The sequence below is a fragment of the Nitrospira sp. ND1 genome (genome assembly GCF_900170025.1).
GTDB lineage: Bacteria > Nitrospirota > Nitrospiria > Nitrospirales > Nitrospiraceae > Nitrospira_A.
Genome location: NZ_FWEX01000006.1, coordinates 3,165,013 through 3,186,693, shown reverse-complemented (window position 1 = coordinate 3,186,693; position 21,681 = coordinate 3,165,013). Strand labels below are relative to the sequence as shown.

16 protein-coding genes are annotated in these 21,681 nt (G+C 59.4%); 3 read left to right on the top strand and 13 right to left on the bottom strand.

Translation table 11 applies throughout. The features are described 5' to 3' along the window. The first annotated feature begins 17 nt into the window (after positions 1-17). Both NSND_RS19635 and NSND_RS19630 read left to right on the top strand, forming a co-directional pair. Positions 18-1,187, top strand: a complete 1,170-nt coding sequence (locus NSND_RS19635) for a hypothetical protein (RefSeq protein ID WP_080880602.1) — start codon at positions 18-20, stop codon at positions 1,185-1,187. 201 nt (positions 1,188-1,388) lie between these two features. Then, positions 1,389-1,751, top strand: a complete 363-nt coding sequence (locus NSND_RS19630) for an OB-fold nucleic acid binding domain-containing protein (RefSeq protein ID WP_143833637.1) — start codon at positions 1,389-1,391, stop codon at positions 1,749-1,751. Here the strand turns inward: NSND_RS19630 and NSND_RS19625 are convergent. The 8 genes from NSND_RS19625 to NSND_RS19590 all read right to left on the bottom strand — a co-directional run bounded on the left by NSND_RS19625 (position 1,748) and on the right by NSND_RS19590 (position 11,141). Then, positions 1,748-2,227, bottom strand: coding sequence for an FKBP-type peptidyl-prolyl cis-trans isomerase (locus NSND_RS19625; RefSeq protein ID WP_080880600.1), 480 nt, complete (start codon positions 2,225-2,227; stop codon positions 1,748-1,750). The genes NSND_RS19630 and NSND_RS19625 overlap by 4 nt on opposite strands. Positions 2,228-2,508: 281 nt before the next feature. Then, on the bottom strand, positions 2,509-3,108 hold the full coding sequence (locus tag NSND_RS19620; protein ID WP_235000318.1) for a YcbK family protein: 600 nt from the start codon (positions 3,106-3,108) through the stop codon (positions 2,509-2,511). A 297-nt stretch (positions 3,109-3,405) separates the two neighbouring features. Further along, on the bottom strand, positions 3,406-4,818 hold the full coding sequence (locus NSND_RS19615) for a sigma-54-dependent transcriptional regulator (RefSeq protein WP_080880598.1): 1,413 nt from the start codon (positions 4,816-4,818) through the stop codon (positions 3,406-3,408). Between the two features lie 106 nt (positions 4,819-4,924). Next, on the bottom strand, positions 4,925-5,326 hold the full coding sequence (locus NSND_RS19610) for a hypothetical protein (RefSeq protein WP_143833636.1): 402 nt from the start codon (positions 5,324-5,326) through the stop codon (positions 4,925-4,927). A gap of 381 nt (positions 5,327-5,707) precedes the next feature. After that, a complete protein-coding gene (locus tag NSND_RS19605) occupies positions 5,708-6,355 on the bottom strand; it encodes a response regulator (protein WP_080880596.1) in 648 nt (215 codons plus the stop codon). A 31-nt stretch (positions 6,356-6,386) separates the two neighbouring features. After that, the gene (locus NSND_RS19600; RefSeq protein ID WP_080880595.1) at positions 6,387-9,542 is read right to left on the bottom strand and encodes a PAS domain-containing sensor histidine kinase; all 3,156 of its coding nucleotides are present in this window, start codon (positions 9,540-9,542) and stop codon (positions 6,387-6,389) included. A 263-nt stretch (positions 9,543-9,805) separates the two neighbouring features. Next, positions 9,806-10,228 (bottom strand): NUDIX hydrolase, encoded by a 423-nt coding sequence (locus tag NSND_RS19595; RefSeq protein WP_080880594.1) that lies wholly within the window; start codon positions 10,226-10,228, stop codon positions 9,806-9,808. Between the two features lie 49 nt (positions 10,229-10,277). Beyond that, positions 10,278-11,141: an SDR family oxidoreductase gene (locus NSND_RS19590; protein WP_080880593.1), complete on the bottom strand. Its 864-nt coding sequence runs from the start codon at positions 11,139-11,141 to the stop codon at positions 10,278-10,280. Positions 11,142-11,673: 532 nt separating this feature from the next. On the opposite strand from NSND_RS19590, the gene NSND_RS21380 reads away from it, so the two are divergent. Next, complete coding sequence (locus NSND_RS21380; RefSeq protein ID WP_159450903.1) at positions 11,674-12,093, top strand: S16 family serine protease; 420 nt, start codon at positions 11,674-11,676, stop codon at positions 12,091-12,093. A 141-nt stretch (positions 12,094-12,234) separates the two neighbouring features. On the opposite strand, the gene NSND_RS19580 is transcribed toward NSND_RS21380, so the two are convergent. From NSND_RS19580 to NSND_RS19560, 5 genes are all read right to left on the bottom strand, one after another. Then, positions 12,235-14,709, bottom strand: a complete 2,475-nt coding sequence (locus NSND_RS19580) for a CHAT domain-containing protein (protein WP_080880591.1) — start codon at positions 14,707-14,709, stop codon at positions 12,235-12,237. Between the two features lie 19 nt (positions 14,710-14,728). Beyond that, positions 14,729-16,006, bottom strand: a complete 1,278-nt coding sequence (locus NSND_RS19575; RefSeq protein WP_080880590.1) for a filamentous hemagglutinin N-terminal domain-containing protein — start codon at positions 16,004-16,006, stop codon at positions 14,729-14,731. 136 nt (positions 16,007-16,142) lie between these two features. Then, entirely contained in the window at positions 16,143-17,960 is a 1,818-nt protein-coding gene (locus NSND_RS19570; RefSeq protein WP_235000317.1) for a ShlB/FhaC/HecB family hemolysin secretion/activation protein, read from the bottom strand. A gap of 733 nt (positions 17,961-18,693) precedes the next feature. After that, on the bottom strand, positions 18,694-19,677 hold the full coding sequence (locus NSND_RS19565; protein WP_080880589.1) for a hypothetical protein: 984 nt from the start codon (positions 19,675-19,677) through the stop codon (positions 18,694-18,696). A gap of 54 nt (positions 19,678-19,731) precedes the next feature. Beyond that, on the bottom strand, positions 19,732-21,669 hold the full coding sequence (locus tag NSND_RS19560; protein WP_080880588.1) for an acyl-CoA dehydrogenase family protein: 1,938 nt from the start codon (positions 21,667-21,669) through the stop codon (positions 19,732-19,734). Between the last annotated feature and the right edge of the window lie 12 nt (positions 21,670-21,681).

Here is a 21,681-nt window from a genome sequence, read left to right as displayed (position 1 = left end):
GCACGAGGGGCCACACTATGACCGCTTTGCTCACCCCAGAACTGATCGCCTCGACCATCGAGCAGGCCCCGATTCAGGGCCGCATCATGCTCAAGCTGCTGCTGTTGCAGCATTTCGATATCACGGAGGAGGAAATCACCCACATCGCGGCTGATCGGCCCGATCCACGTTGCGTCGCGGGCTCGAAACCGATCCACCAAGTTGTGAAACAGGACGCGCTGCGCGATGTGACGAGCCGCCGCGACGAATATCGCCGCCGGGTCCGGTTGCGACGAGAACGGCTCTGGCTCCAGATGGAAGCCATGAAGCGCATGATCACGCTCGCCGAGGGGTTGATTCGCGCCGGGTCGGACCTGTTGCTCACACAGTATAAGGTGGACGCTGCAGCTGTGACTGCCCTCAAACAAGAGGCCCGTGCTGCAGTTCCCAAGCCGGCGATCCGGCTCTTGAACCGTCGATGGGATGAAGACGACATTTCTGCCGAAGCGTACCAGGAAGCCCGGCTCGGCCTTGAGGTCCAGACGCAGCTGCGCTTGCTGGACAAGTACCGGAAACGGTTCGAACTCTCGGAACGGGAATGGAAATCGATTAATGCCGCGCCCTTGCAGGATCACGAAATCGGGCATATCTGGGGCATTCCGGCCGGAAGTCTCGCCGCAAGGAAGGTCAAACATCTCCACCAGTACCTTCAGGCCGTTCAAAATTCTCTCCAACGGTCGTCGGCAAAGGACCTTCCGGCGACTGCGCCACTTGACCTCTGGAAAGAAACCCTCGCCGTGCTGGGGGAACGACCGGTGGAGCGATCCATTGCGCAGTATGACGGGTTAGAGCGGACCGAAGATGCGCTCGTGGAGAAGCTTCGAACCTTCGCGTGGGGCACCCTGGGGGAGGATCTCGAAGGGAAATTCTGGCTGTCACTCGTTCATGGCGCCAGTTCGAATGCCGTCCATTCTGAAAATACCCGCTCGCTCTTCGGCCTGCAACGCCTGATGGCAGTACTGTCCGAAATCGATACCAGCCCGGATGCGCTCGAGCAGGAAATGGTGACCCGTACGACCCCGATCAGCAAGGAATCCTTGGCACTGCCCGATGAAGCCGCCCAACCGGTCGTGGAAGAAGTCGGGCAGATGAAACAGCATGTGCTGACAAGCTTTATGGGTGAGTTGCACGACGATCTGCGGCGATAGTCGCGTGCTCTGGCAGCGCGCCGGCGCCTGCTTACGACACTGGTTGCGCATCGTCCCAGTTGTTCAGAAAAGTTTTTTCACGTCCTCCTTCTCAGCCTGGAGTGAATTTTGTATAATCCAACTATCATGCTGCAACGTAGAGACAGACGGTCTTTCCGGCCTACCGCCATTGGCACCCTGTGTCTGCTCGGTACGTTGACGATGATGGCTTGGGCATTGCCGGTCGGTGTCCCATATGCCGCAGCCTTAGTCGAAGTCACAGAACTCCTGGCCCACCCCGATCACTATGATCATCAAGTCGTCACCGTCAGCGGGCGCGTAAGCAGTTTTCAGCTCGCCACCAATCGTGACGGTCACCCGGCATTCGGATTTCTCCTGCAGGACACCGCAGGAACGGTGAAAGTTGTAGGCCTCGGAAAAGCAGATGTGCGGGAAGGTGATTACGTGGTGGTGGAAGGGATATTCAGTCGTCTTCGTCAGGCCGGCCGCGCCATTGTGTATAACGAAATCAAAGCCACATCGGTCCAGTCTATGGCCCGCATGAACCCGGACCTGGTCGGTTAAGTCTCTTTCTCGCTTCCTCGCGCTCCCCCCGCGACAAGCTGGCGCTCACCACGCTGAATATCCACCACTCTCACATCGAACCGCAACGTCCGTCCGGCAAGCGGGTGGTTGAGGTCAAGCACAATGACGTCCGGCCTGATCTCGGCGACATAAGGGAATACCACTCGGCCATCCGGAGCCGTCGTTTCCAACTTTGTTCCGATCCGCTGCGCCTCCGCCGGAACACGTTCTCGCTGCACTTCAAAAAATCCCTCGGGGTGAATCTCTCCATAGGCATCGACCGGCTCAACGGTGATGACCTTGGCCGCTCCACGCTCCATTCCATCAAGCCCGGCTTCCAGTCCCTGTAAGATCTCATTCTGCCCATGGGTGTAGCTCAGCGGCACCTCACCAACGGTTGTTTCAATCACACGGTCATCGTCCAGGCGAATGGTGTACTCGACTGAAACGATATCGCCCTTAGATACCTTCATCATTCAGCCCCCCTCACCGGCAGTCCCCATGGTTGCCATCACTTCCGCTTCGGCCCATCTCAGTCCGCCATGTCCTGCAGCCTCCGCTCGTGCTCGGGAAACAGACGGCAATGCGCTAGAGACGACATCCAGAAGCACCCTATCACGACGGGGCCATGGGGTCATGGGAATAGCAGGAATGCCCCTCATGCCAGCAGGTGATCGGACCTATACACCGAGAGCAGGCGATCCGGTGATGCTCTGAGAAGCGCCGTGAACGAAAAGGGAACGGCAAGAACTGGTCGTTACCAGTGACGGAAGGGACCTGAATCGAGATGGACAAACTTGCCACGCGGGTAATATCCCACCCCGCCACAACCGAGCCGTAACGCCACCTCACGCAAGGTCCGCAGCGGCACACCGGGAATCTGCACATCCACAGCCTGCCCCGACACATGGTAACTGTGACGCGCCGCACGCGTGCCCATTCTGATGAGCTGCGCGTTATATTCGGGGGACCGGTAACCGGATACGATATGCACTTCGCGACGGCCGCCGACCCGCTTTTGGACAAGATTGATGAATTCGATGAGCTGCACATCCATCGTGGTGGTTTCGTTCGTATGGTGGCAACGCAGAAAATGATTGAGCGCATTGAGCGCGTCCTGATCATACGCGCCTGTCTCGTCCCGGTACGTCACCGACAACCGTTCATCGGTGTGGAGATTGTACAAACTCACCCGGCCATCGGGTAACCGTGACGCCCACGTCACCGACGGCAGGGCCAGGCGAACCACAGCCAGCGCCATCCCGGCCGTAGCGGCGCGCAACAATCCGCGCCGGCTCAAGAGGGCTGGTGCATCGGAAACCATCGATTGACTCTGCCTCGAAAACATACGTGCCATTTCGCGCCTTCAGCACCTCGCCGACGAGGCTGCGCCCATTGATTTCTCAACCTGAGATGCGTGAAACAAACAATTCACGCGGACCATTGTCACAGGATGGGCCACAAGCCGAGATGAGGATCAGTGCCTCGGAGAACAGCAAGGTCGGCGGTGATCGTAGACTGTTGTATGTACCAAATACCCGTACGACGGTCAACGGTTTTACGCACCTGCGCGCTCGCTCGACCGGCGAGACTGACAGAGCTGCCTCAACACGGCACACACAACCACGATCAGGCTCCACCTGCCGCCATATCCTCAGTGCTCTGACAGCGAGGCGCGCGGGAACACCTCGAGGGTTCGCCGCGCATCAAGCGTCCGGTCCATCCCGTACTGACGCAGCCGTCTATACAACGTCGAACGGCTAATCCCTAATTCCTGAGCGGCTCGACTCAAGTTGCCCTGCGACAGCGTGAAGGCCTTCATGATCAGATCGGTCTCGATCCGCTGTTGATTCACCTTGAGCGAAATCGAGCTACCGTCCGGTCGCGCCACCTCATGCGGGATATCGAGATCCGCCGGAGTCACATGCGTGCCTTCCGCCATCACCACCGCACGACCGGCCCTGTTCGACAGTTCACGCACATTTCCCGGCCAGGCATAGGCACGCATCGCCTCCAGCGCTTCGCGGGTAAAACCTTCCAGATGTTTACCATAGTGCGCTGCCGCCTGACGCAGGAACGCCATGGCCATCAGCGACACATCCTCACCGCGCTCCCGAAGCGGAGGCACATTGATATGGACCACCCCGAGCCGATAATAGAGGTCCTCGCGGAACGTTCCTTTTTCAATGGCCTCCTTCAGGTTCACATTCGTCGCGGCGATGATTCGCACGTTCATTTCTATCGGCTGATGCCCGCCCACCCGCTCAAACGTGTGGTCCTGGAGAAAGCGCAATAACTTCACCTGCAAGGCATTCGGGAGTTCGCCCACTTCGTCGAGGAAAAGCGTCCCCCCTTGAGCGAATTCAACCTTGCCTTTCTTTTGGCTCACCGCTCCCGTAAAGGCTCCACGTTCGTACCCAAAAAGTTCCGACTCCAGCAAACTTTCTGGAATCGCCCCGCAGTTGATGGGAATGAACGGTCCCTGATGCCGTAACCCTCTCTCGTGAATCGCGCGCGCCGTCAGCTCCTTACCGGTGCCGCTCTCCCCGGTGATCAAGATCGGTGCATCGTTCGTGGAAACCTTTCGTATGGCGTCGAAGATACGGTGAATGCTGGCGCTGGTGCCGAGCATGCCGCTGAATTCTTCAGGGCCTCCTCCAACCATGACGCCTCGGGCCTCTCGCTCCAGATCAGCCACTCCCGCAGCCCGCCGGATGAGTTGTGCCAGAAGGGTGATATCCAGCGGTTTAGACAACACGTCGTAGGCTCCATACTGGATCGCGCGGACGGCGAGGCGGCGCTCCGTCCTTTCCGTGCAGGCGATGACCTTTCCGGCATGCCCGGTTTGTCGCACTTCCTGCAGAACCCGCACACGCTCCTCGACAACGGGATCGGACGAGGACCCCAAATCCAGAAGCACGACCAACGGGGCCTGTTCGTGGATCTGAACCACCGCCGTCCGATCCCATGCGGCCACGAACACCTCACACTCGCTCTCGATCGAGCTGCGCACGGCGGCAACGGCTGCCTGATCATCTGTGAGAACAAATACCTTGGGTTTCGCCACGATTCGACTCCTTTCAGCTGGTGAGACACTGGCACGATGGGACGGCTGACCATCGTCGCACTGTCTATGCTAGGCGGTGTCTGAGCAAGTCAGGCGTGGAGGCGTACTACGAGGGCGGCGACGGCGGATCCAGGGAATCACACATAAAGACATCAGCACCGAAAGCCTTGGTCAGATCAGGAGCCACCCCATCCAGGGCATCCGTTGATTGATCCACCATCGCAATAATCGGCACTTGCGGGCAGGTCATTTTGAGTCTGGGTACGGTACTGTGCAGCGGCGTCGGAGCGGACGACAATCTCACCACAATCACATCCGGACGAAGTTCCTTCAGGTTGCGCTCCAGGTGATGGACTGCCGACGTCATGGTGGCTTGGTACCCGTGCAGCGCAAACCAATCGGCACACTTGTAGCCGGTCGTGACGTCTTCGTACACCACGGCGACCGTGGGTCGTTTCCCGGATCGCTGTCCGCTTCTACCAGTCGGTTGCTCCATCAGTTCACCCACGTCTGGATCGGCTTAGGTTGTGGTTCGAACGCCTGTGAGTTGTGTCAATCGACGCGCCATTTGAGGACCCCACCAGGCGAGGTCTTGTAACATCGCGGCTTCCACGGCGGTCAATCCGGTGAGGATGCCGGGCCAACCCGGGCGAAAGGACCCGGTTCGGCGATCAATACCAGACCGCTCTGCCGATCCCTGTCCCTGCGCAGCCTCAAAGACCGCAAGCAATGTCGTCGTAGTGGAGATCCACGGCTTCTGCATGAAGATGAGGATAGGCCCGAGAAGAGGAGGATGCTATCGGCAGAGGTGCGATTCCTGTGTCACAAATAGACAGTGACTCAACGTCATGGTTATAACGACATGCGCGTGGCAGCCGGCCCCATTCCCTTATACGACCAACCCATGCTGCAACGCATAGCGCGTCAACTCGGAATTATTTTTCAAATTCATTTTGTCCAGAATTCTCGCTCGATACGTACTGATCGTCGTCACGCTGAGATGAATACTTTCGGCAATGTCACTGACGGTCTGTCCGGAAGCAATCAGACAGAGCACTTCGTACTCCCGGTCCGACAGCCGTTCATGGGCCAACTTGTCGACCCCGGTCCTGACCGTCAACGCCAAGGCTTCTCCCACCGAAGCACTGACGTACTGCCCGCCCGACATGACTTTTTTCGCTGCATGGACCAGCTCTTCCGGCGCACTCGCCTTCGTGAGATACCCTGCCGCGCCGGCCTTAAACATACGAATGGCATACTGGTCTTCCGGGTGCATGCTCAAGATCAAGACAGGCAGCGTCGGCGCCAGTTGCTTCAGTTCCTTCAAAACTTCCGGCCCGCTCCGTCCCGGCATACTGATGTCCATGACGACGAGGTCGTAGGGCTGCTCGCGAACATGGTCCAGCATCTCCTGCGCATTTCCACACTCAGCCATGCTGGCGCCCTCGAATCCTTCTTCCAGAATATCCTTCACACCGCGACGAAACGAAGGGTGATCATCGACGACGAGTATCCGCACGGTCCCTGTTGTTCGCATAGTGCCCTCCATCATGTCCTGGTCCTCCGTCTTACCGAGGCAGCTGCAGCGCGATCGTCGTCCCGCTGCCCTCCTTCGTCTCGATCTGTACATCCCCGCCGAGCAGCCCGGCGCGCTCCCGCATCCCCAGCAGGCCGAACGACCTGGCATCCGCAAGGCGATCGGATGGAATGCCACGACCGTTGTCGCTGACCTGTAACAGCAACCCCCCGCCCTGGTCTTCCAAGCGCACGTGAACCTCCGTGGCCTGAGCATGACGGGTCACGTTGGTCAGCGCCTCCTGGCAAATCCGAAAAACCGCGGTGGCATGTTCCGGGTCCACCCGCAAATCTTCATGACTGACGGTGCAGTGACAGGCAACGCCGGTGCGGCGTTGGAAATCGCGACACTGCCATTCGATGGCCGCGACCAGGCCAAGATCGTCGAGCACGCCGGGGCGCAACTCCGCCACGATACGTTGCACAGAGGTGATGGTACTATCCACCTGCTCCTTCATGCCTCGAATTTTTTCGTCGACCTTTGCGCGATCCCGGGGCTCCAACCGCTCCCCCAGCAATCCACCCAGGCGGGACAGATCGATCTTCAGACAGGTCAGGCCGACGCCCAATTCATCATGCAACTCACGTGCAATTCGCCCGCGTTCCTCTTCTCGAATCCCCTCCATCCGCCCCGACAGTTTGCGCAGGCGACGCAATGAGTCCTGCAACTGCTCCTCAGCCCTTTTCCGATCCGTCGTATCCTTGAATACGACGACCGCCCCGACGATGTCCCCCCGCTCCCGAATCGGCGTACTCACATACTCCACCGGAAAACTGGTTCCGTCTCTTCGCCAGAACCGGCTGTCCGCCTCCTCCCGAATCTCCCCGCCCTGAATGGTCTCCACAATGGGACTGAGGCGTTCACCGGAAGCTCCCTCACGGAAGTCGGGACGGTGAACCAACGTAGAAAAGGGCTGGCCGATCAATGCCTCCGCCTCCCAGCCGAACATTTTCGCCGCCGCCGGATTGACGAACGTCAGCCGCCCGTCCCGATCGATCCCGTAAATGCCCTCCCCGGCTGAATTGAGAACGACTTGGTTGTGATGATGCAGGCGATCCAGTTCCTCTTCCGCCGATCGCCGCTCACTGATATCGCGCATGATGATCGTAAAAAAGAGATCCGATTTCCCCTTCCAGGAGGTCACACTCAGCTCGAGGGGAAATTCGCCGCCGTCTTTCCGACGGCCGAAGAGTTCCAGCGTCCTGCTCGTCAGCTGCACCCGTTCAAACAATCGAACCCGCTGAACATTCCGTTCCAATTCCTCATGGTACCGCTCGGGGATGATCATCGTCACAGGCTGACCGATGATTTCCTCGGCCGAATAGCCGAAGGTCGCTTCAGCACCCTTGTTCCAGAACGCCACTTTCATGAGCGCATTGACCAATACGATGGCGTCTTTCGTCGACTGCACAATGGAGCGCAACCGCTCCTCGCTGACGCGAAGCGCATCCTCGATCCGGCGGCGTTCGGTCACATCACGAATGATGCCCAAGACCCCGATGACACGGCCCTGTCGCATTTGCGGAGTCCCGACAAACTCTCCAGTGACGTACCCGCCCTGCTTCGTGCTGATCTGCATCGAACAGGTCAGCGGCGCCCCGCGTTCAAGAATCGCCTGCAACACATCCTGACAGAAACCCGCGTCATCGGGATGCAGCAGGGCAACGAGCGGCTCCCCCATCCATTGCGAACGCGACCAGTTGGTCACCGTCTCAAAAGCCGGGTTGAGCGAGGTAATCGTGATGTCCGCCGAGAGCGTGAAGATGATATCGCGCGCCCCTTCCACCAAACTCCGGAATCGATATTCCGATTCAAACAAGGCATCCTGCGCCCGCTTGAGCCACGTAATGTCGTGAAACACCACCACGGTCCCGGAGAGCACACCGGCCTCATCCTTGATCGGCCTGGCATTGATGCTGATCCAGCGGCCCGGCATACCCTGCGAGGCCCGTAGGTAGACTTCGAGCCAGTCGATTTTTTCGCCTCGCAGCGCGCGCGCCAGCGGCCACTCATCCTGCCCGAACGGTGTCACCGTGTCCGCATGAAAAAACTCATACCGTTCAGCCCATGCCGTCAGAGGAATGTCAAAGGGCGAAAAGCCCAGAATACTTTCCACCGCCGGATTGGCAACGACCAGCTGCCCCTCGGCATCGGTCACCACAACCCCGTCGCCCATACTCCGCAGGACGGAGTTCACGATCCTGGTTTGCTCACTCAACGCCTGTTCAGATCGCTCAAGCGCATTAGCGCGCTCCCAAAGGGCCTGTTTCGCCTGCGCAATTCCCGCCGATTGCGTCCGGACCGCATTTTCATAGACCCGTAGCAATTGTTCGGCCACCGCCAAGCGGGACTGATGCCGGAGGCCGGCCCCTTGCTCCGGTGCGCCGAACACCGGAGCCGACGACGAGTGCGCATCGACACCGGCCTCCAAGGGAACGGTCTCGTCGCAAGCCAGCAACGACGTTTTCAGGCTGAGGGCGAGCGACTTGCACAAGGCTGCCGTGTCACGGGGCACCGGTGTTCTGGAAAATAAAACCACGACGAAGAGATCTCGGGACGGTAACATCCCACCGAAACACAACACCGATTTCACCCCGTACTTCAGCACAAACCCTTCCTGCACCGGCACATAGGGGCTCCCCACCGCGTCCGGCACATAAAATACGTTGTACGTCTTCTCCTCCAGATCCACTAACCACTCCCCCTCCGGAGCCACATCAAAGCTGGAGGAAAGGCCGAACTGGTGCAACAGCTGGGAAAACATCGGAAACTGTTTGACGAAATCGGCGCTGACCATCGGAATCGCCCGGTAGCGATGGGAACGCTCGACTTGATTCCACTCCGCCTCCTCACCGGCCGTGGCCATGAGCGTGAAACACTTGAGGTCGGGGAACGGAGCGATGCCCCCGAGCTGTTCCCGAACCCTCTGCTGGGTCATCGGATTCAACCGGTTGTAGGAAACGGTCTTGAAGCAGCGAACCAGGACACAGTCGCGAGCGCCTGTGTCGGGATTGCCGAGGGTGCGGAACAGATAGTCCACCGCTCGCGATGCGGCATCCTGAAGCGAACTCGATTGCTCGCCAAGCTGACGCAACACGGCAGAGCATTCGGTCATTTCCAACAGGGAAAAGCGAGCCAGACTATACACAGGCGGGCCCTCGGGTGAACGATGGGGGAATACGGATCAACGCGCCACTGGTTGACGTTCGTCCGGAGAAAACGGCTCGTGAGGGAAGGCGCGTCTCTGCAGAGCACTGCCTTGCAAGGCGAGGCACAAAGTCACTCTCGTGGCGAGTCTAGTAAAGGGGGCCGGCCATGTCAAGGCAGACAGGTGGGCTCAGGCTGACCGAAACACCCGAGTCATTTCAAGCGATCGCATCTCACACCCGTCTCGCACGCAGACCATTGCGGCTATCGGGAGGAAGGCCCCTGGGAAAGCGCTTGAGACAACAACGCCACGTCCGATGGATACGTCAGACGGCCGAGTGCTACTTCGCGATCGACCCACTGCACCTCCTCGACCTCTCCGTCGGGGACTCCCGCCTCTTCAAGCGCCGACATCTTGAACCACACGACCGTCTTGCGGAACCGCCGCCCCTCCCGCTGAAACCAATATTCGGTCGTGGAGAGGTCCGCCTCGATTCGACAGCACCATCCGGTTTCTTCCAACACCTCACGCAACGCAGCCTGCGCAGGCGTTTCCCCGGCGTCGAGCCGGCCCTTGGGGAACGACCAGACGGGACGCCCCTTGATATCGGACACACGGATCAGCAACACATCCTGTTGCCGGAACACCACGCCTCCCGCTGATCGCACCAATCCTGCTTCAGGCATAACCCGTTCTTCCCCCGCCGCACTCGATATTCCGTCTGACTTACTCCATCTAGCCCCGGTGGGGCAATCCTAGAAACCAGGCCAACAGGCGATCTTGAGCGCGATCGGGCAAGATCCATTTCAGCATGGCTCTGAATCGCGCATCCTTGCCGACCAGATAACGCGCACGTGGTCGCGCGGCGATCAATGCGTCGGCCACCACCCGTGCCACCACCTCGGCCGGAATCGCGCGCGCGGCGGCGGCGGCCATCACCTCCTGCATCCGGGACAACGGCTGAGCATACAGAGCGAGTGCCTCCGGCTCGACACCGCCGAGGGTGCGCGTGGCCGACATCGTAGCCCGTTGCCATATCTGCGACTGGATCGCACCAGGCTCGACCAGCGACACCGAGATGCCCCACGGCGCCAATTCGAGCCGTAGCGCATCGCTCATCGCCTCCAACGCAAACTTCGAGCTGCAGTAGGCGCCGAGAAACGGCGTGGCCGCAAGGCCGGCGATCGAACTGATGTTGACGATCCGCCCGCGCACCAGCCGCAGCAATGGGAGCAGTGCTTGGGTCACCGCAAGGACGCCGATCACATTCACTTCAAACTGAGTTCGCACCTCTGAGAGAGGCAGGAGTTCCAGGGGGCCGGCGACGGAAATACCGGCATTGTTCACGAGACCCGCCAGTCCCGTGTCACGCGTAGCCTCGGCCAACGTCTTGCGGGCCGCCTCGATCGACGCCGGATCCGTCACGTCCAGCATCAACACACGAAGTCGTGAGGAGGTCAGACGTGTCAGCGCCTCCCCGTCCTGCGTGCTCCGGACACCCGCCCATACAGTGAACCCCAACGCATCGAGATACCGCGCGCACGCCGCACCAATTCCGGAGGACGCTCCGGTGATCACAATCGGTCCCTGCACGGCCATACGTTCTGTTCTCCACGCAGCACCGACTGCCATACATGCCCGGGCGAGCGGATGAGCAAGACGCAAGAATATCACGCGCCTGAGGCAAGAGGCATCATGGGTCCGGATGACCCGCCCCCTCACGCATTTCAGTAGGTAATTCTAGAATTCAGAAAAAGAGATGAGTGTTTTCGGATACTTACCCCACTCATTCCCGCACGCTCTCACTGCACACAATGACGGCGCCGGGTCGATTTGACAATCGAGCATCCTCATCTAGACTTAATTCATGCGCGCGCGAACAACATGTCCCAGAAGCGGCACATTTTCAGGCATGGTTGCGGGAGTCATCCTCTCCCTGACTGCCCTGCTTTCATTGCTTCCCTCTGCTGCCTCTGCAAGTCGAACCCTCACAGTCCCCATCTCCATCGCCACCTACACTGACGACCAAGTCGGCTTCCCGACATTTGTGATGAAATGGGATGAAGGAAGCCAACCGGATCCATTGTCATTGCGGTGGGGGCGGAGTCATGTTCCTGTCAGAGGGACCGGGATGAGTTCCATTCAGCGGGCCTTTCGCTTTGCCGTCGAACGCCTGGCTCCATCCGTCCGTCCGACCGGAACCTTGTCCCTCTATGCGACATTTTCCGGGCCATTGAACGCGGAGGGAGCGACCGCAGAAGCCGCCCTGGCCATCGGTTTCCTCGCCCTGCTGAAAGGTGACCACCTGAAACAGGACATTACGATCACCGGTACGCTGGAAGGCGATGGCCGGATCGGACAAGTCGCGCAGGTGGCTGAAAAAACGACGGCGGCGGCGAGGGCTGGCTACCACGTACTGCTGGTGCCGCGAGGGCAGTTTTATGCCCCGCGAGTCAATCGAGTCAGCCTGAACCTCGAATCGAATGTGTTGGTGCGTGAAGTGGGGACGATCGAGGAAGCCTACGAAATCATGACCGGGAAAAAGCTCTAGCCTTTCCCCCTCTCCCCCAGGGCCGTGTGCCGTCTCCGGCAGCGCTCTCCTCACTCCTGATTCGCGCCAATGAACAAGCCATCGATACAGGATCGATGGCTTGTTATCGTTTTGACGAGAGGCCCTTGAATCCTGCCCCGATCACATCCAATTGTTGATCAAGAGGAAGGCCGCCCAGAAGCTGGGGTGCGTGTGACCGCGCTGGGAAAGAATCTTTTGCTGGGCCCGTTGCAACGCAACGGCCTTTGACAGCGCGGGATCCTGCAATTGCCTGTAGAATTCCGACACGAGTTCCGTGGTCGTTTCATCATCCGACGTCCACAAACTCGCCAAAGCCGTCCGCGCCCCTGTCTTGACGGCCACACCACTCAACCCGAGCGCCGCACGATCGTCCTCGGCAGCAATCTCGCAGGAGCTGAGCGTCAACAGATCCAAGGGCTGCTGCCGGTATTGCTGAAGACCCACCAGCTGCGACAACCGGTCCATCGTGATCTTGCCGTCATGAGCCAGCACAAACGAATCTCTGGCCTCGGTGCCGACGACTGTGTGGGACGCCACATGAACGATCCCCACTCCCTGGTCCTTGATCTCTTCCTCCAGAGACGGTGCAGAGAACTGCTTGTTCATCAGCAGCTTCCCGCCATACAGCGTTCTGATGGCTTGTACTTCGGACTCCGCGTACCGCGGAGCAGACAGGCCCTCGACCGATTCAGTCAGGCCCACCGACAGCAGACTGCCTTTTCGGCGCTGGGCAACACTCAGATCGGTCAACGCCAGACTCGGCGTGACGGCCACGGCAAGCGAATCCACGAGATAATGCCGCCCATCATGCAAGGCCCCCATTGGAATAGTCCGGAGCGACCCGTCGGCCACCATCACGAGCGTATGAATCCCGGCTCCCTGCAAATCCTGCTGAAGAGGCGCAACCAGCCACCCATGCAACGTCTGCGCGGAAGACAGGTAGTTCTGCGATTGGGAATCCTGGATCAGCCGCCTGAACGAACGAATTTCCTTCGTCAGCCTCTCTCCCGCCACAGGAACCCTGACCTGCTTAAGCCCATTGGCAGTTTCCAGGAGCAGTTCGAGCCGGTCCGGGAAAGAAATCGGATACACCACGGCGGTGCCGGGCGCCAACGTGCCGACGCCTCGATGACTCGCGACCGTCGTCACACAATCGTCCTGGAAATAATCCTGCAGCTCGGCCGCATGGGAGACCTCAACCGTATCCTTCACCTGAACAAGCAACTGTTCATTCTGGTCGGGCGTCTTCGCCGCCGCCGCTCTCCGCAACAAGACATCTTCATACTCCACAAACAGCGGCGCAACAGACTCGTAGTACGAGTGGTGCCGTCCCTGATACCCCACGGAATATTCGTAGTGAATCGGCTTCAGCAGCGTCACGGCACGCTGATACGCGGCCAGTGCTTCTTCTTCTTTGCCGTCCGCACGCAACAGCCTCGCCGTTTGCCATTGCCAACGGTACAGCGATTCCGGCGCGTTCACCTTTTGAGCTGCGAAGGTGGCCTTCCGTGAATACTCCAACGCCTCGGGATTGCGATGCTCCTGCTCCAGCAATCCACCCAAATAGCCCCAGGCGTACGATTGTCCACGCGCATCGCCGATGCGTCCGGCCACTTCACCGGCCGCGATAAAGGCATCGGACGATTGCCGTAACAGGCCGGCTCCCAGCCCGGCGGAAGCAACCGCCTCCGTCGCGCGGCCCTTCCCCGCATCCGATTTCCTGGCGACGCCTGATTTCGCAGTCGTGGCGGCGAACAATTCCTGGTATCCAAGCCCGATATTCAATAGACCGGCAGTCTTCGCCTGACCATCCCCCAGCGACCGCACATCCGACCAGGCTTGATCCAAATGACGATGCGCTTCACTCAGTTGTTGGTTCTGGAGCAAGGCCATCGCGCCGTTGATTTGGGCCGTAGCCGCCAGTGCCGGCTGCTTGGTCTCAATGGCAAGGCTCCGGCTTTCCGCATAGACGTCGATCGCTTCGGCAAACTGCCGACGGGCCGTCAGAGCATTACCCAGATCGTTCAGGACCCCGGCAACCAACAGAGGCTTGTTCTCCTCACGTGCCAACGTCAAGGCTCTGGTCAAATGTTCGGTGGCGGGTTCGTCTTTCCCGAGCACGTGAAAGGTGTTGCCGAGCTGAGCGAGAATCGTCGCCGTGAGGCCACGCTCACCATTCTGTTCCGAGAGTTTGAGCGCGGCTTGCAACGTGCCTTGCGCGCGACGGATCTGTCCTTCCTGCTGAAGCGCGTGCGCGAGGTTGATCAACGCCTGGCACTGCTCTTTTGCCTGTCCACTCTCTTCATACCCGCGCGCAGCATTCATCCAGTGCGCGGCGGCCTGGGCAAACGCACCCTGCTGAAACTGTGTCGTCCCCTGTCTCATTTCTTGCGAAGGCGAGATCGACGACGCACCCGAACCGCCAAATAATTCCATCGCGATCCCGCTCACAGGCCAGGCCAATCCGCTCAACGCAAGCACCCCGACGCCCAGCATCGTCAACGGCGAGGAAAGCGCGCGCGTGGCGGAGGGACCAGCGGATCCATGCCTCCGCTTCATGCCGCGCCGAGTGACCATGTTACGCTTCGTAGGCATGACGTCCTCCTTGGGGGAGCTAGCACCCCTGCCATGATTCCATAAGTTGTGCCGTCGACTGACCCAGTCTCTGTGCTGTTTGTGTCGCCGGAGTGCCCGGCTCGCCTTCGCTGCCGACCTCCTCCAGCACCACAGGCGCCGCCAGAGACGCACCTGGTTGCGACGGCGTAACGTCGCGCGAGGCTTGCACAAGGCTGCTGAATGCACCGTCTTTTCGGGCCGCGCACCGACTGGTCAATAAGGGGGCTGGTGGGGCCGGAGCCTCCTGAGGAAGTACGATGGCTGCGCGATTCAAGAACGCCACAGGCTCGACGGGATTAGCCGTATTCACACTTGCCGCATTCGCTGTAGGAAGAGGCGGAAGCCCGCCAAGATTCACACCCACGACCTGGATTTGCGTCACACGTTGATTCAACGGATTCGTCGTCGTGTTGACCTGCGCTCCTGTCGGCACGCTCACATTCGGAGTCACATCGATAGAGGCGGGAATCACTCCTCCGCCACCCGCAACAATCAGAGTCCCGGGAAGGGCTTGAACCTGTCCGTTTCCTGACGCGCCGGAAAAAGGATTGCCGACAAATGGCTGGACACTCATCTCGCCGGCCGAGCTCGTACTCCCTAGAATAACTCGCTGCGCGCTGATTTTCGATCCGTTGATCTGAATCCCGCCCCCCATCAAGCCGAGTACGGCCCCGGTCTGGAGCACTGTCGAGGCAGAAGATAAGACGATCGAACCGTAAGGGCCCTGGCCGAAAAACCCGAAGGAAACAGGTGAACCGACCGACAAGGTCGAGTCGAAGGCCAGGAGTCCGGTGTTGGCCGTGAAGATTCCGCCATCGCTCAGACGCAATTGCTGAGCCGTGCTGAAGTAGGCGGACCCGGACACGTTCAGTGAAGCGCTGGGGCCGAATACGATCCCGGAAGGATTGATGAAGAACAGGTTCGCGTTGAGCGCCTGAACCGTACCATTAATGTTGGATGGCGATCCTCCGATCACCCGACTGATGACATTGGACACGCCGCCGGGATTCACGAATGCCGCCACATCCCCCGTGCCGACGGAGAATTGATTGAAGCTGTGAAAGAGGTTCGGACCGCTTCCCGGTCTGGTTCCGCCGGTAATGTTCGTGGTATTGCCCGAAGTGCTCAGAGATGTACCCAGACCGCCAGGCCCGGAGGGGGTCGCGACGATGTTCGTGGCCTGTCCGTAGGCGATCGACCCCGTATGGCCCAGAAGCATCAGGACGGCGAGCAACCCATGAATGAACAGCGGCAGACCTGCGGGGCGACACGTCATGGTAATTCTCCTCGTGTGATAAGAGAGGAAGGCCTCCTCTCTTACCCTAAACGGTGCACAACTTCAACACGCATAACCCCTTACTCCGTGAGACGACACATGTAGGACACCATCCATCGGCCCTGGCCATTCGCCCCTAGAACGCCTCAACCACCAGCTGCAGATGGATGCCGTGATCCTGCAGGTTGTTGCGGTCGGTATCGTACCGCTTCAACTGTTTTCCATAATAGAGTTCGAAATGACTCCCGCGCCAAAAATTCCAGATGACGCCGGCACCCAGACTCGCCAATGTTTTCGGGGGGGTACCGGGCGTCTGGGCCGTCGTTTGCCAGCCATGCCCCAAATCGAAAAAGGGCGCGAGAAAGACTGAATCCACACCGGCCTTCGTCGTATATACCGGAACCCGCGCCTCAATCGACAACATGGCGGCATTGTCACGAATCAACGTGAACTCCCGATAGCCACGCACGCTGTACCGGCCACCGACCGCAATCTGTTCGAGGGGGAACAGGTGGTCGTTGGACAATTGCACCACGCCTCGACTCACCAATTGCGTCCGCCACAAGGGGAGCTGGCGGATCCATTGGGCTTCGCCCAACCAAGAGAAGAAACGGGCATCCGGCAGATTCGGATCACCATTGGCAGTCGCCCCCATCGCTCCGACACCGACGGAGAAACGTGATAACAGAGAAATCACCTGATCGGCAGAACGCCGGGCATATTCCTGACCGAAGCGGAGCGAGGTCACGCGGAACTTCCCGTTCGGCGACCCGGTGATGAGCTCGAACGGATTCCCGCCCAACGTACTTTCATTCCGGGCATGTTCGCCCGTGAGGGAAAAGGCCAGCTCCTGGTCGGCCGTCCGGATGACGGGATGTCTGACCGACAGCCCGAAAATCTGAGCCTTATTCTTGATATCCAACGCATCGAACGGCGCTTCCTCAACCCCGAAATCGAACCGGCGATATTGCAACGCGACGGTGGTGTCACGCGGGCCTACCGGAATTTCGTATTTAAAGTTGAGCATCGGGTTCACCCCGGCCGACCGCCCGTATTGCAAACTCAGCGTATCGCCGAAGCCCAGCAGGTTCTGATGCGCCAACGTCACGAAGCCTTGCTCCGCGCCGACCACGGGAGACTGATAGTTGTTGAATTCCAACCAGGCCTTGAGCGGGTTGGCTTCCTTCACTTTCATATTCAGCGTACTTTCTGCAATGGCGGCGCCCGGCAACAATTCGGCATTGATCCGTTCGATGCGGGGGTTGGCCTGGATCACGCGCAACCGTTCCTGGAGCGCTTCCACATGCAGCGGAGGGCCGGCCGCCAAATTGACGCGGCTCTGAAAATAGGAGGGCCGGAACCACTTGGTATCCTCGACGTTGACCTGCGTAATTTTTCCTTCGATGATCTGCATGGTCAGGGTGCCGTCCGCGACATCCTGCTCTGGCACCACCGCACCGGAGGTCAAATAGCCGTGGTTGACGTAATAAGAGGTGAGGGCGAGGCGCAACGATTCTAAATCTTCCGCCGTCAACTCTCGATTCGTGTAGGGAGTGGTGATTTCAGAAAGCCGTTGCGACGTAAAGGCGGTATTGCCGACCAGCCGGATATCCTTGACCATGATCTTGGGCCCCTTCGCCGCCTGATCGAGCGCACTTGGGGGGCGGGGTGCCGGCACCTCAATAGCGGGAGGCTGCGCGGGAGGCGGGACGACAGGCAATTGGGGCAATTTCGGGGGCAACGGACCGAGTTGCGAGCCGGTCTGCGAATAGGCCGGCAATGCCAGCGCGCCAAGCAATAGAAGAGCCGTCACACTCGCAAATGTGCGACGCCATCGCCGTAGCAATTGCCAGTGCTTCCGAGGATGGGATGAGCCACCCGACACAGCCCCACCCGCACCAGCCGACGTCGTCATTCCTGCTTCCTGCCCCACCGACTTCTTCACGCCAGCCATCAAGGCCTCCCCTCTTTCTTGATGACGGGGCACAGCGTGGCTGTCCCCCTGCCCGCAACAATCCAGACCACCCTCATTGCCCTTGCATCCGCGCGATGTCTCTTGTTGCGCCCATGTGCCTCTCCTCGGGAGAACCGTACCTGTGCGACAATGAGACAGCCGCGCGATACGTATCTCTTTGGAGAGTCTTACCTGCGAAGGAACTGCTTATAACATGTCTCGAATTAAAATACTCCTGCCTCGAAAAGTTTTTTCGTGCGGGTGAAGTCGATCCTCATAAGGGAGATTCGTGAGGGGGCGGCGGAGAGAAGGCCGGCGGGAGAGACCTTGCGTTTCAGGTCTGAACGCCCGCAGCCCACTATGGGTGAGCGCATGGCTCGGCCTGCGGCACGATACGGCCGTCGGTCATGTGGGGTGATATCGGATGGATGCGGCGGGCGTGACTCTAGCAGGATGCGCGACACCCGTGAATCGTGAAGCGTATCTCGTCAGGGTCAGAGCGTATGGCTGGTGGCGTATAGCTGAGAGTACGGACGCCCACTCCCGATTTCTGACCATAGGCTATGCGCTCTATGCCATACGCTCTTTTCTGAGGCCGAGAGACGAACGACGTTTCACGAACAACGGACGAGGGGACGGCCTTTATGCGCATCCTGCGGATGATGCTGATACCGACACGGCACACGAGTTGATCACACCGTATTGCACGACAATCGAGTTGTTCCGCAGCCTGCTAGACGGCTCGGCGGGGAAGCTCCCGCATCGACCGCGTGAACCGGGCCAGCTGTTCCCGGAATGAACCGACCCCCTCATACTCGAACACATAGCGGGTCATATCGAACAGCGGGGCCGGATCCAGGTCCCGGATCATCTCCGGTTTCCATGAAATCTGAAGCCGATTGATCATGGTGATGGGCGTGGGCGTGCCGACCATGCCGAGCGGGACCGTGCCGTAGGTTTGCGAGAAGATCAAAATTTCCCGATCGAACATCGCCGTATTCATGTCTTCGGCAGCGCCGTGTATCCTGAAATCCTCTTCGAGCCGCTGAAAGGTGGGTGACTGCACCAGCGCTTCCCGAAACGCATAGAATACCTTGACGCCGGCACGTTGCTGATCGTCCATGACATTCACCGCATCGGACACCGTCATGCTGTCCTGCATCTGCGCCTGAGTGAGGATCAGGAGGCGTCTGATTTTGACCTGGCGCCGCGCGGCAGCCTGATTCGCCAACAGATAGTTGGGATACAGGGCTTCCCCCTTCTTCCAAATGTTCCACCGTTCCATCATCGCGTCGACGGACTGCTCCGCCGTCTCCATCAGACGGACCGCCTCGGCATTGGCGGCGGCGCCTTCATAGGTCAGGGTTTGTGACTCCAGCTGTTTCAATTCCCTGCCGATTGCCTCGACCTTCTTCGGGAGATACCGGGGACGTTTCGGCACATGCAACATGACATCCACGGCCGTCAGCGCCAGGGTCCAGTATTCTTTTGCCTGTTTCGGGGCCTTGTCCTTTTGCGCGATCAGGAGAAGTTCCACCGGATTTCTGTCGAGCAGCTTCGCGATTTTGATGCAGAGCTCTGGTTTGGGAACCTTGAGCCCGCGCCGCATCAAGTTGGCATCCGGTTGTGCAATACCAAGCTTTTCGGCCAGCGTATAATCACTGGTCAACGCGTAGCGGTCTTTAATCGCCTCGAAGTACCCGGAAATTTCCGTCATAGAGACTCCGTTGAACATGAATACTGGGAAGCAACAACCACTCTCATCTCCGCCTCAAATCCCTGACCAGGTCTCCACCGAAGCGCCCGTCACCACACCGGCCGGTTCGGCAACACCGGTTCGCCCGCCCGGGCAGGACGGGATGATGCCCTCCTCCAACCATCCGGCCTTGCCCGCAAGTATGTCTTTGGCCAGATGAAACAACCTCCGATCGTCATCCCACAAGGGCGTCGTCAGAGAGAGCAACGGGGTGGGATGAAATGTTTCTTTGACTCGCAGACAGAAATCTTCAACCAGCGCCCGCGACAAGGCATGCTCCCGGACTTCCGGCTGTGATCCGTACCACAACAAGGCTTCCACGGCAAATAGCTGCAGGCCGGCTGTCACCAGACGTCTCAACAAGCGTTGATTGCGCGCGAGCCCCTGTCGGTGACGGACACTGGCCCACAGGGATTTCCGCGCGAGCGCACGACTCTCTTCAAACACAAACCGCTCCCACGGAGCCGCATCAGCCCCCGATCGCACACCTCGCCCAAGAAAGGCAATCGGATTGAAGGCTCGCGCGGAGATTCTCGCGAAAAATGGCACAGCCTGAGCCATGTCCTCGATCCCGCGTTCCAGAAAAGCCCTGCCTTGCGTCACATATTCGCCGAGTCCTTCCCGCGCAATCCACAACGTCAGAATACCGTTGCTCCCTTCCCAGATCACATTGATGAGCGCGTCCCGGATCATCCGTTCGATCGGCACCGGCAAGTCCCCATGGAGACGCAACGAATCGGGCCTCTCAAACGCGCGCCCGCCGTAGATGCGGAACAGATCCAGCAACGACTCCAACAGCCACTCAGTCGCGAGGACTTTCGCCGCCGCCGACTCCAGCCGTACATCCACCTTGGCATCGGTCCAGATTCCCGTGATCTTCACGATGGCCTCGAGCGCGAGCACGCGGGAAGCCATCAGAACAATTTTGGAACCGATATCCGTATGCTCACCGATCGGGCGGTCGTACTGAATACGTTGCTGCGCGCGAGCCCGAGCCAACCAGAGACATTGTTTCAGACTGCCCAGGCAGGCGGCAGGCAGTGTCAATCGTCCGACCGTGAGACTCTCCAAAGCGCGCCGCAGACCTTCGCCCTCCTCTCCGAGCCGGTCGGCCACCGGCACAAAAACATCGCGCAGATGCACCTGCCCATTATAGATGCCTCGAACACCCATAAAGTTGAGACGCGTGCAGCGGCACCCCGCAGACTGCGTCTCCACGACAAACGCCCCGAATCGCCGCTCTTCCTTGGGACGGTCGACGTCCTGAGGCACCGTGACGATCTGAGCAATGACGACAAGGAGTGAGGCCAGGAACTCGTGATCCTCGCGAGGCGCGTTCGTCGTGTACAACTTCTCACCCGTGAGCCGATAGCCCACCACGACGCCGCCTTCATGAACAGGAATCGCGTAGGTTTTGAGATCCCAGATATCACACCCCGCACTCTTTTCCGTCAGCGCAAATCCGGATATGTCTCCCCGTGCCAATCGAGGCAGCAACCGCTGCTGTTGCTCACGATTTCCCACCAGCTTGACCGGTTCCGCCACTCCGATCGAATTGTGGGCCGACAGCAACACGCTGGTCGCCGCGTCATGACTGCCGAGGAGGGTCGCCACTGTGTGATACTCCGACTGCGAAAGCCCCAACCCGCCGTAGCTGCGCGGGATTTTGATCCCGAAGGCGCCGATCGCTCTGAACGCCTCGATCACCTCTTCGCCGATCGCGCCTTCTCTATCGATGGCTTCCGGATCTACCTTCTCGATCAGCAGCAGGCGGAGGGTGTCGAGAAATTCCTTCGCATCCCCGCTCATCGCCGGAATCGATGCAGAGGTAAACAGCGATCTCCGAACGACTCCTTCGAATAACCCTGCAATAAATCCTGAATAGGCACGCGTGTCGCGGGCGGCTTCCGCTGCCGCGAGCGACCCCTTGAACATCTCTGCTCCGTTCGTCATACGTACCTCTGC

Bases quoted from the DNA above. Each gene is read 5' to 3' on its own strand.
- NSND_RS19635 (WP_080880602.1), top strand. From the start codon at position 18: ATGACCGCTTTGCTCACCCCAGAACTGATCGCCTCGACCATCGAGCAG.
- NSND_RS19630 (WP_143833637.1), top strand. From the start codon at position 1,389: ATGATGGCTTGGGCATTGCCGGTCGGTGTCCCATATGCCGCAGCCTTA.
- NSND_RS19625 (WP_080880600.1), bottom strand. From the start codon at position 2,227: ATGATGAAGGTATCTAAGGGCGATATCGTTTCAGTCGAGTACACCATT.
- NSND_RS19620 (WP_235000318.1), bottom strand. From the start codon at position 3,108: ATGGCACGTATGTTTTCGAGGCAGAGTCAATCGATGGTTTCCGATGCA.
- NSND_RS19605 (WP_080880596.1), bottom strand. From the start codon at position 6,355: ATGCGAACAACAGGGACCGTGCGGATACTCGTCGTCGATGATCACCCT.
- NSND_RS19595 (WP_080880594.1), bottom strand. From the start codon at position 10,228: ATGCCTGAAGCAGGATTGGTGCGATCAGCGGGAGGCGTGGTGTTCCGG.
- NSND_RS19590 (WP_080880593.1), bottom strand. From the start codon at position 11,141: ATGGCCGTGCAGGGACCGATTGTGATCACCGGAGCGTCCTCCGGAATT.
- NSND_RS21380 (WP_159450903.1), top strand. From the start codon at position 11,674: ATGAGTTCCATTCAGCGGGCCTTTCGCTTTGCCGTCGAACGCCTGGCT.
- NSND_RS19580 (WP_080880591.1), bottom strand. From the start codon at position 14,709: ATGCCTACGAAGCGTAACATGGTCACTCGGCGCGGCATGAAGCGGAGG.
- NSND_RS19575 (WP_080880590.1), bottom strand. From the start codon at position 16,006: ATGACGTGTCGCCCCGCAGGTCTGCCGCTGTTCATTCATGGGTTGCTC.
- NSND_RS19570 (WP_235000317.1), bottom strand. From the start codon at position 17,960: ATGGCTGGCGTGAAGAAGTCGGTGGGGCAGGAAGCAGGAATGACGACG.
- NSND_RS19565 (WP_080880589.1), bottom strand. From the start codon at position 19,677: ATGACGGAAATTTCCGGGTACTTCGAGGCGATTAAAGACCGCTACGCG.
- NSND_RS19560 (WP_080880588.1), bottom strand. From the start codon at position 21,669: ATGACGAACGGAGCAGAGATGTTCAAGGGGTCGCTCGCGGCAGCGGAA.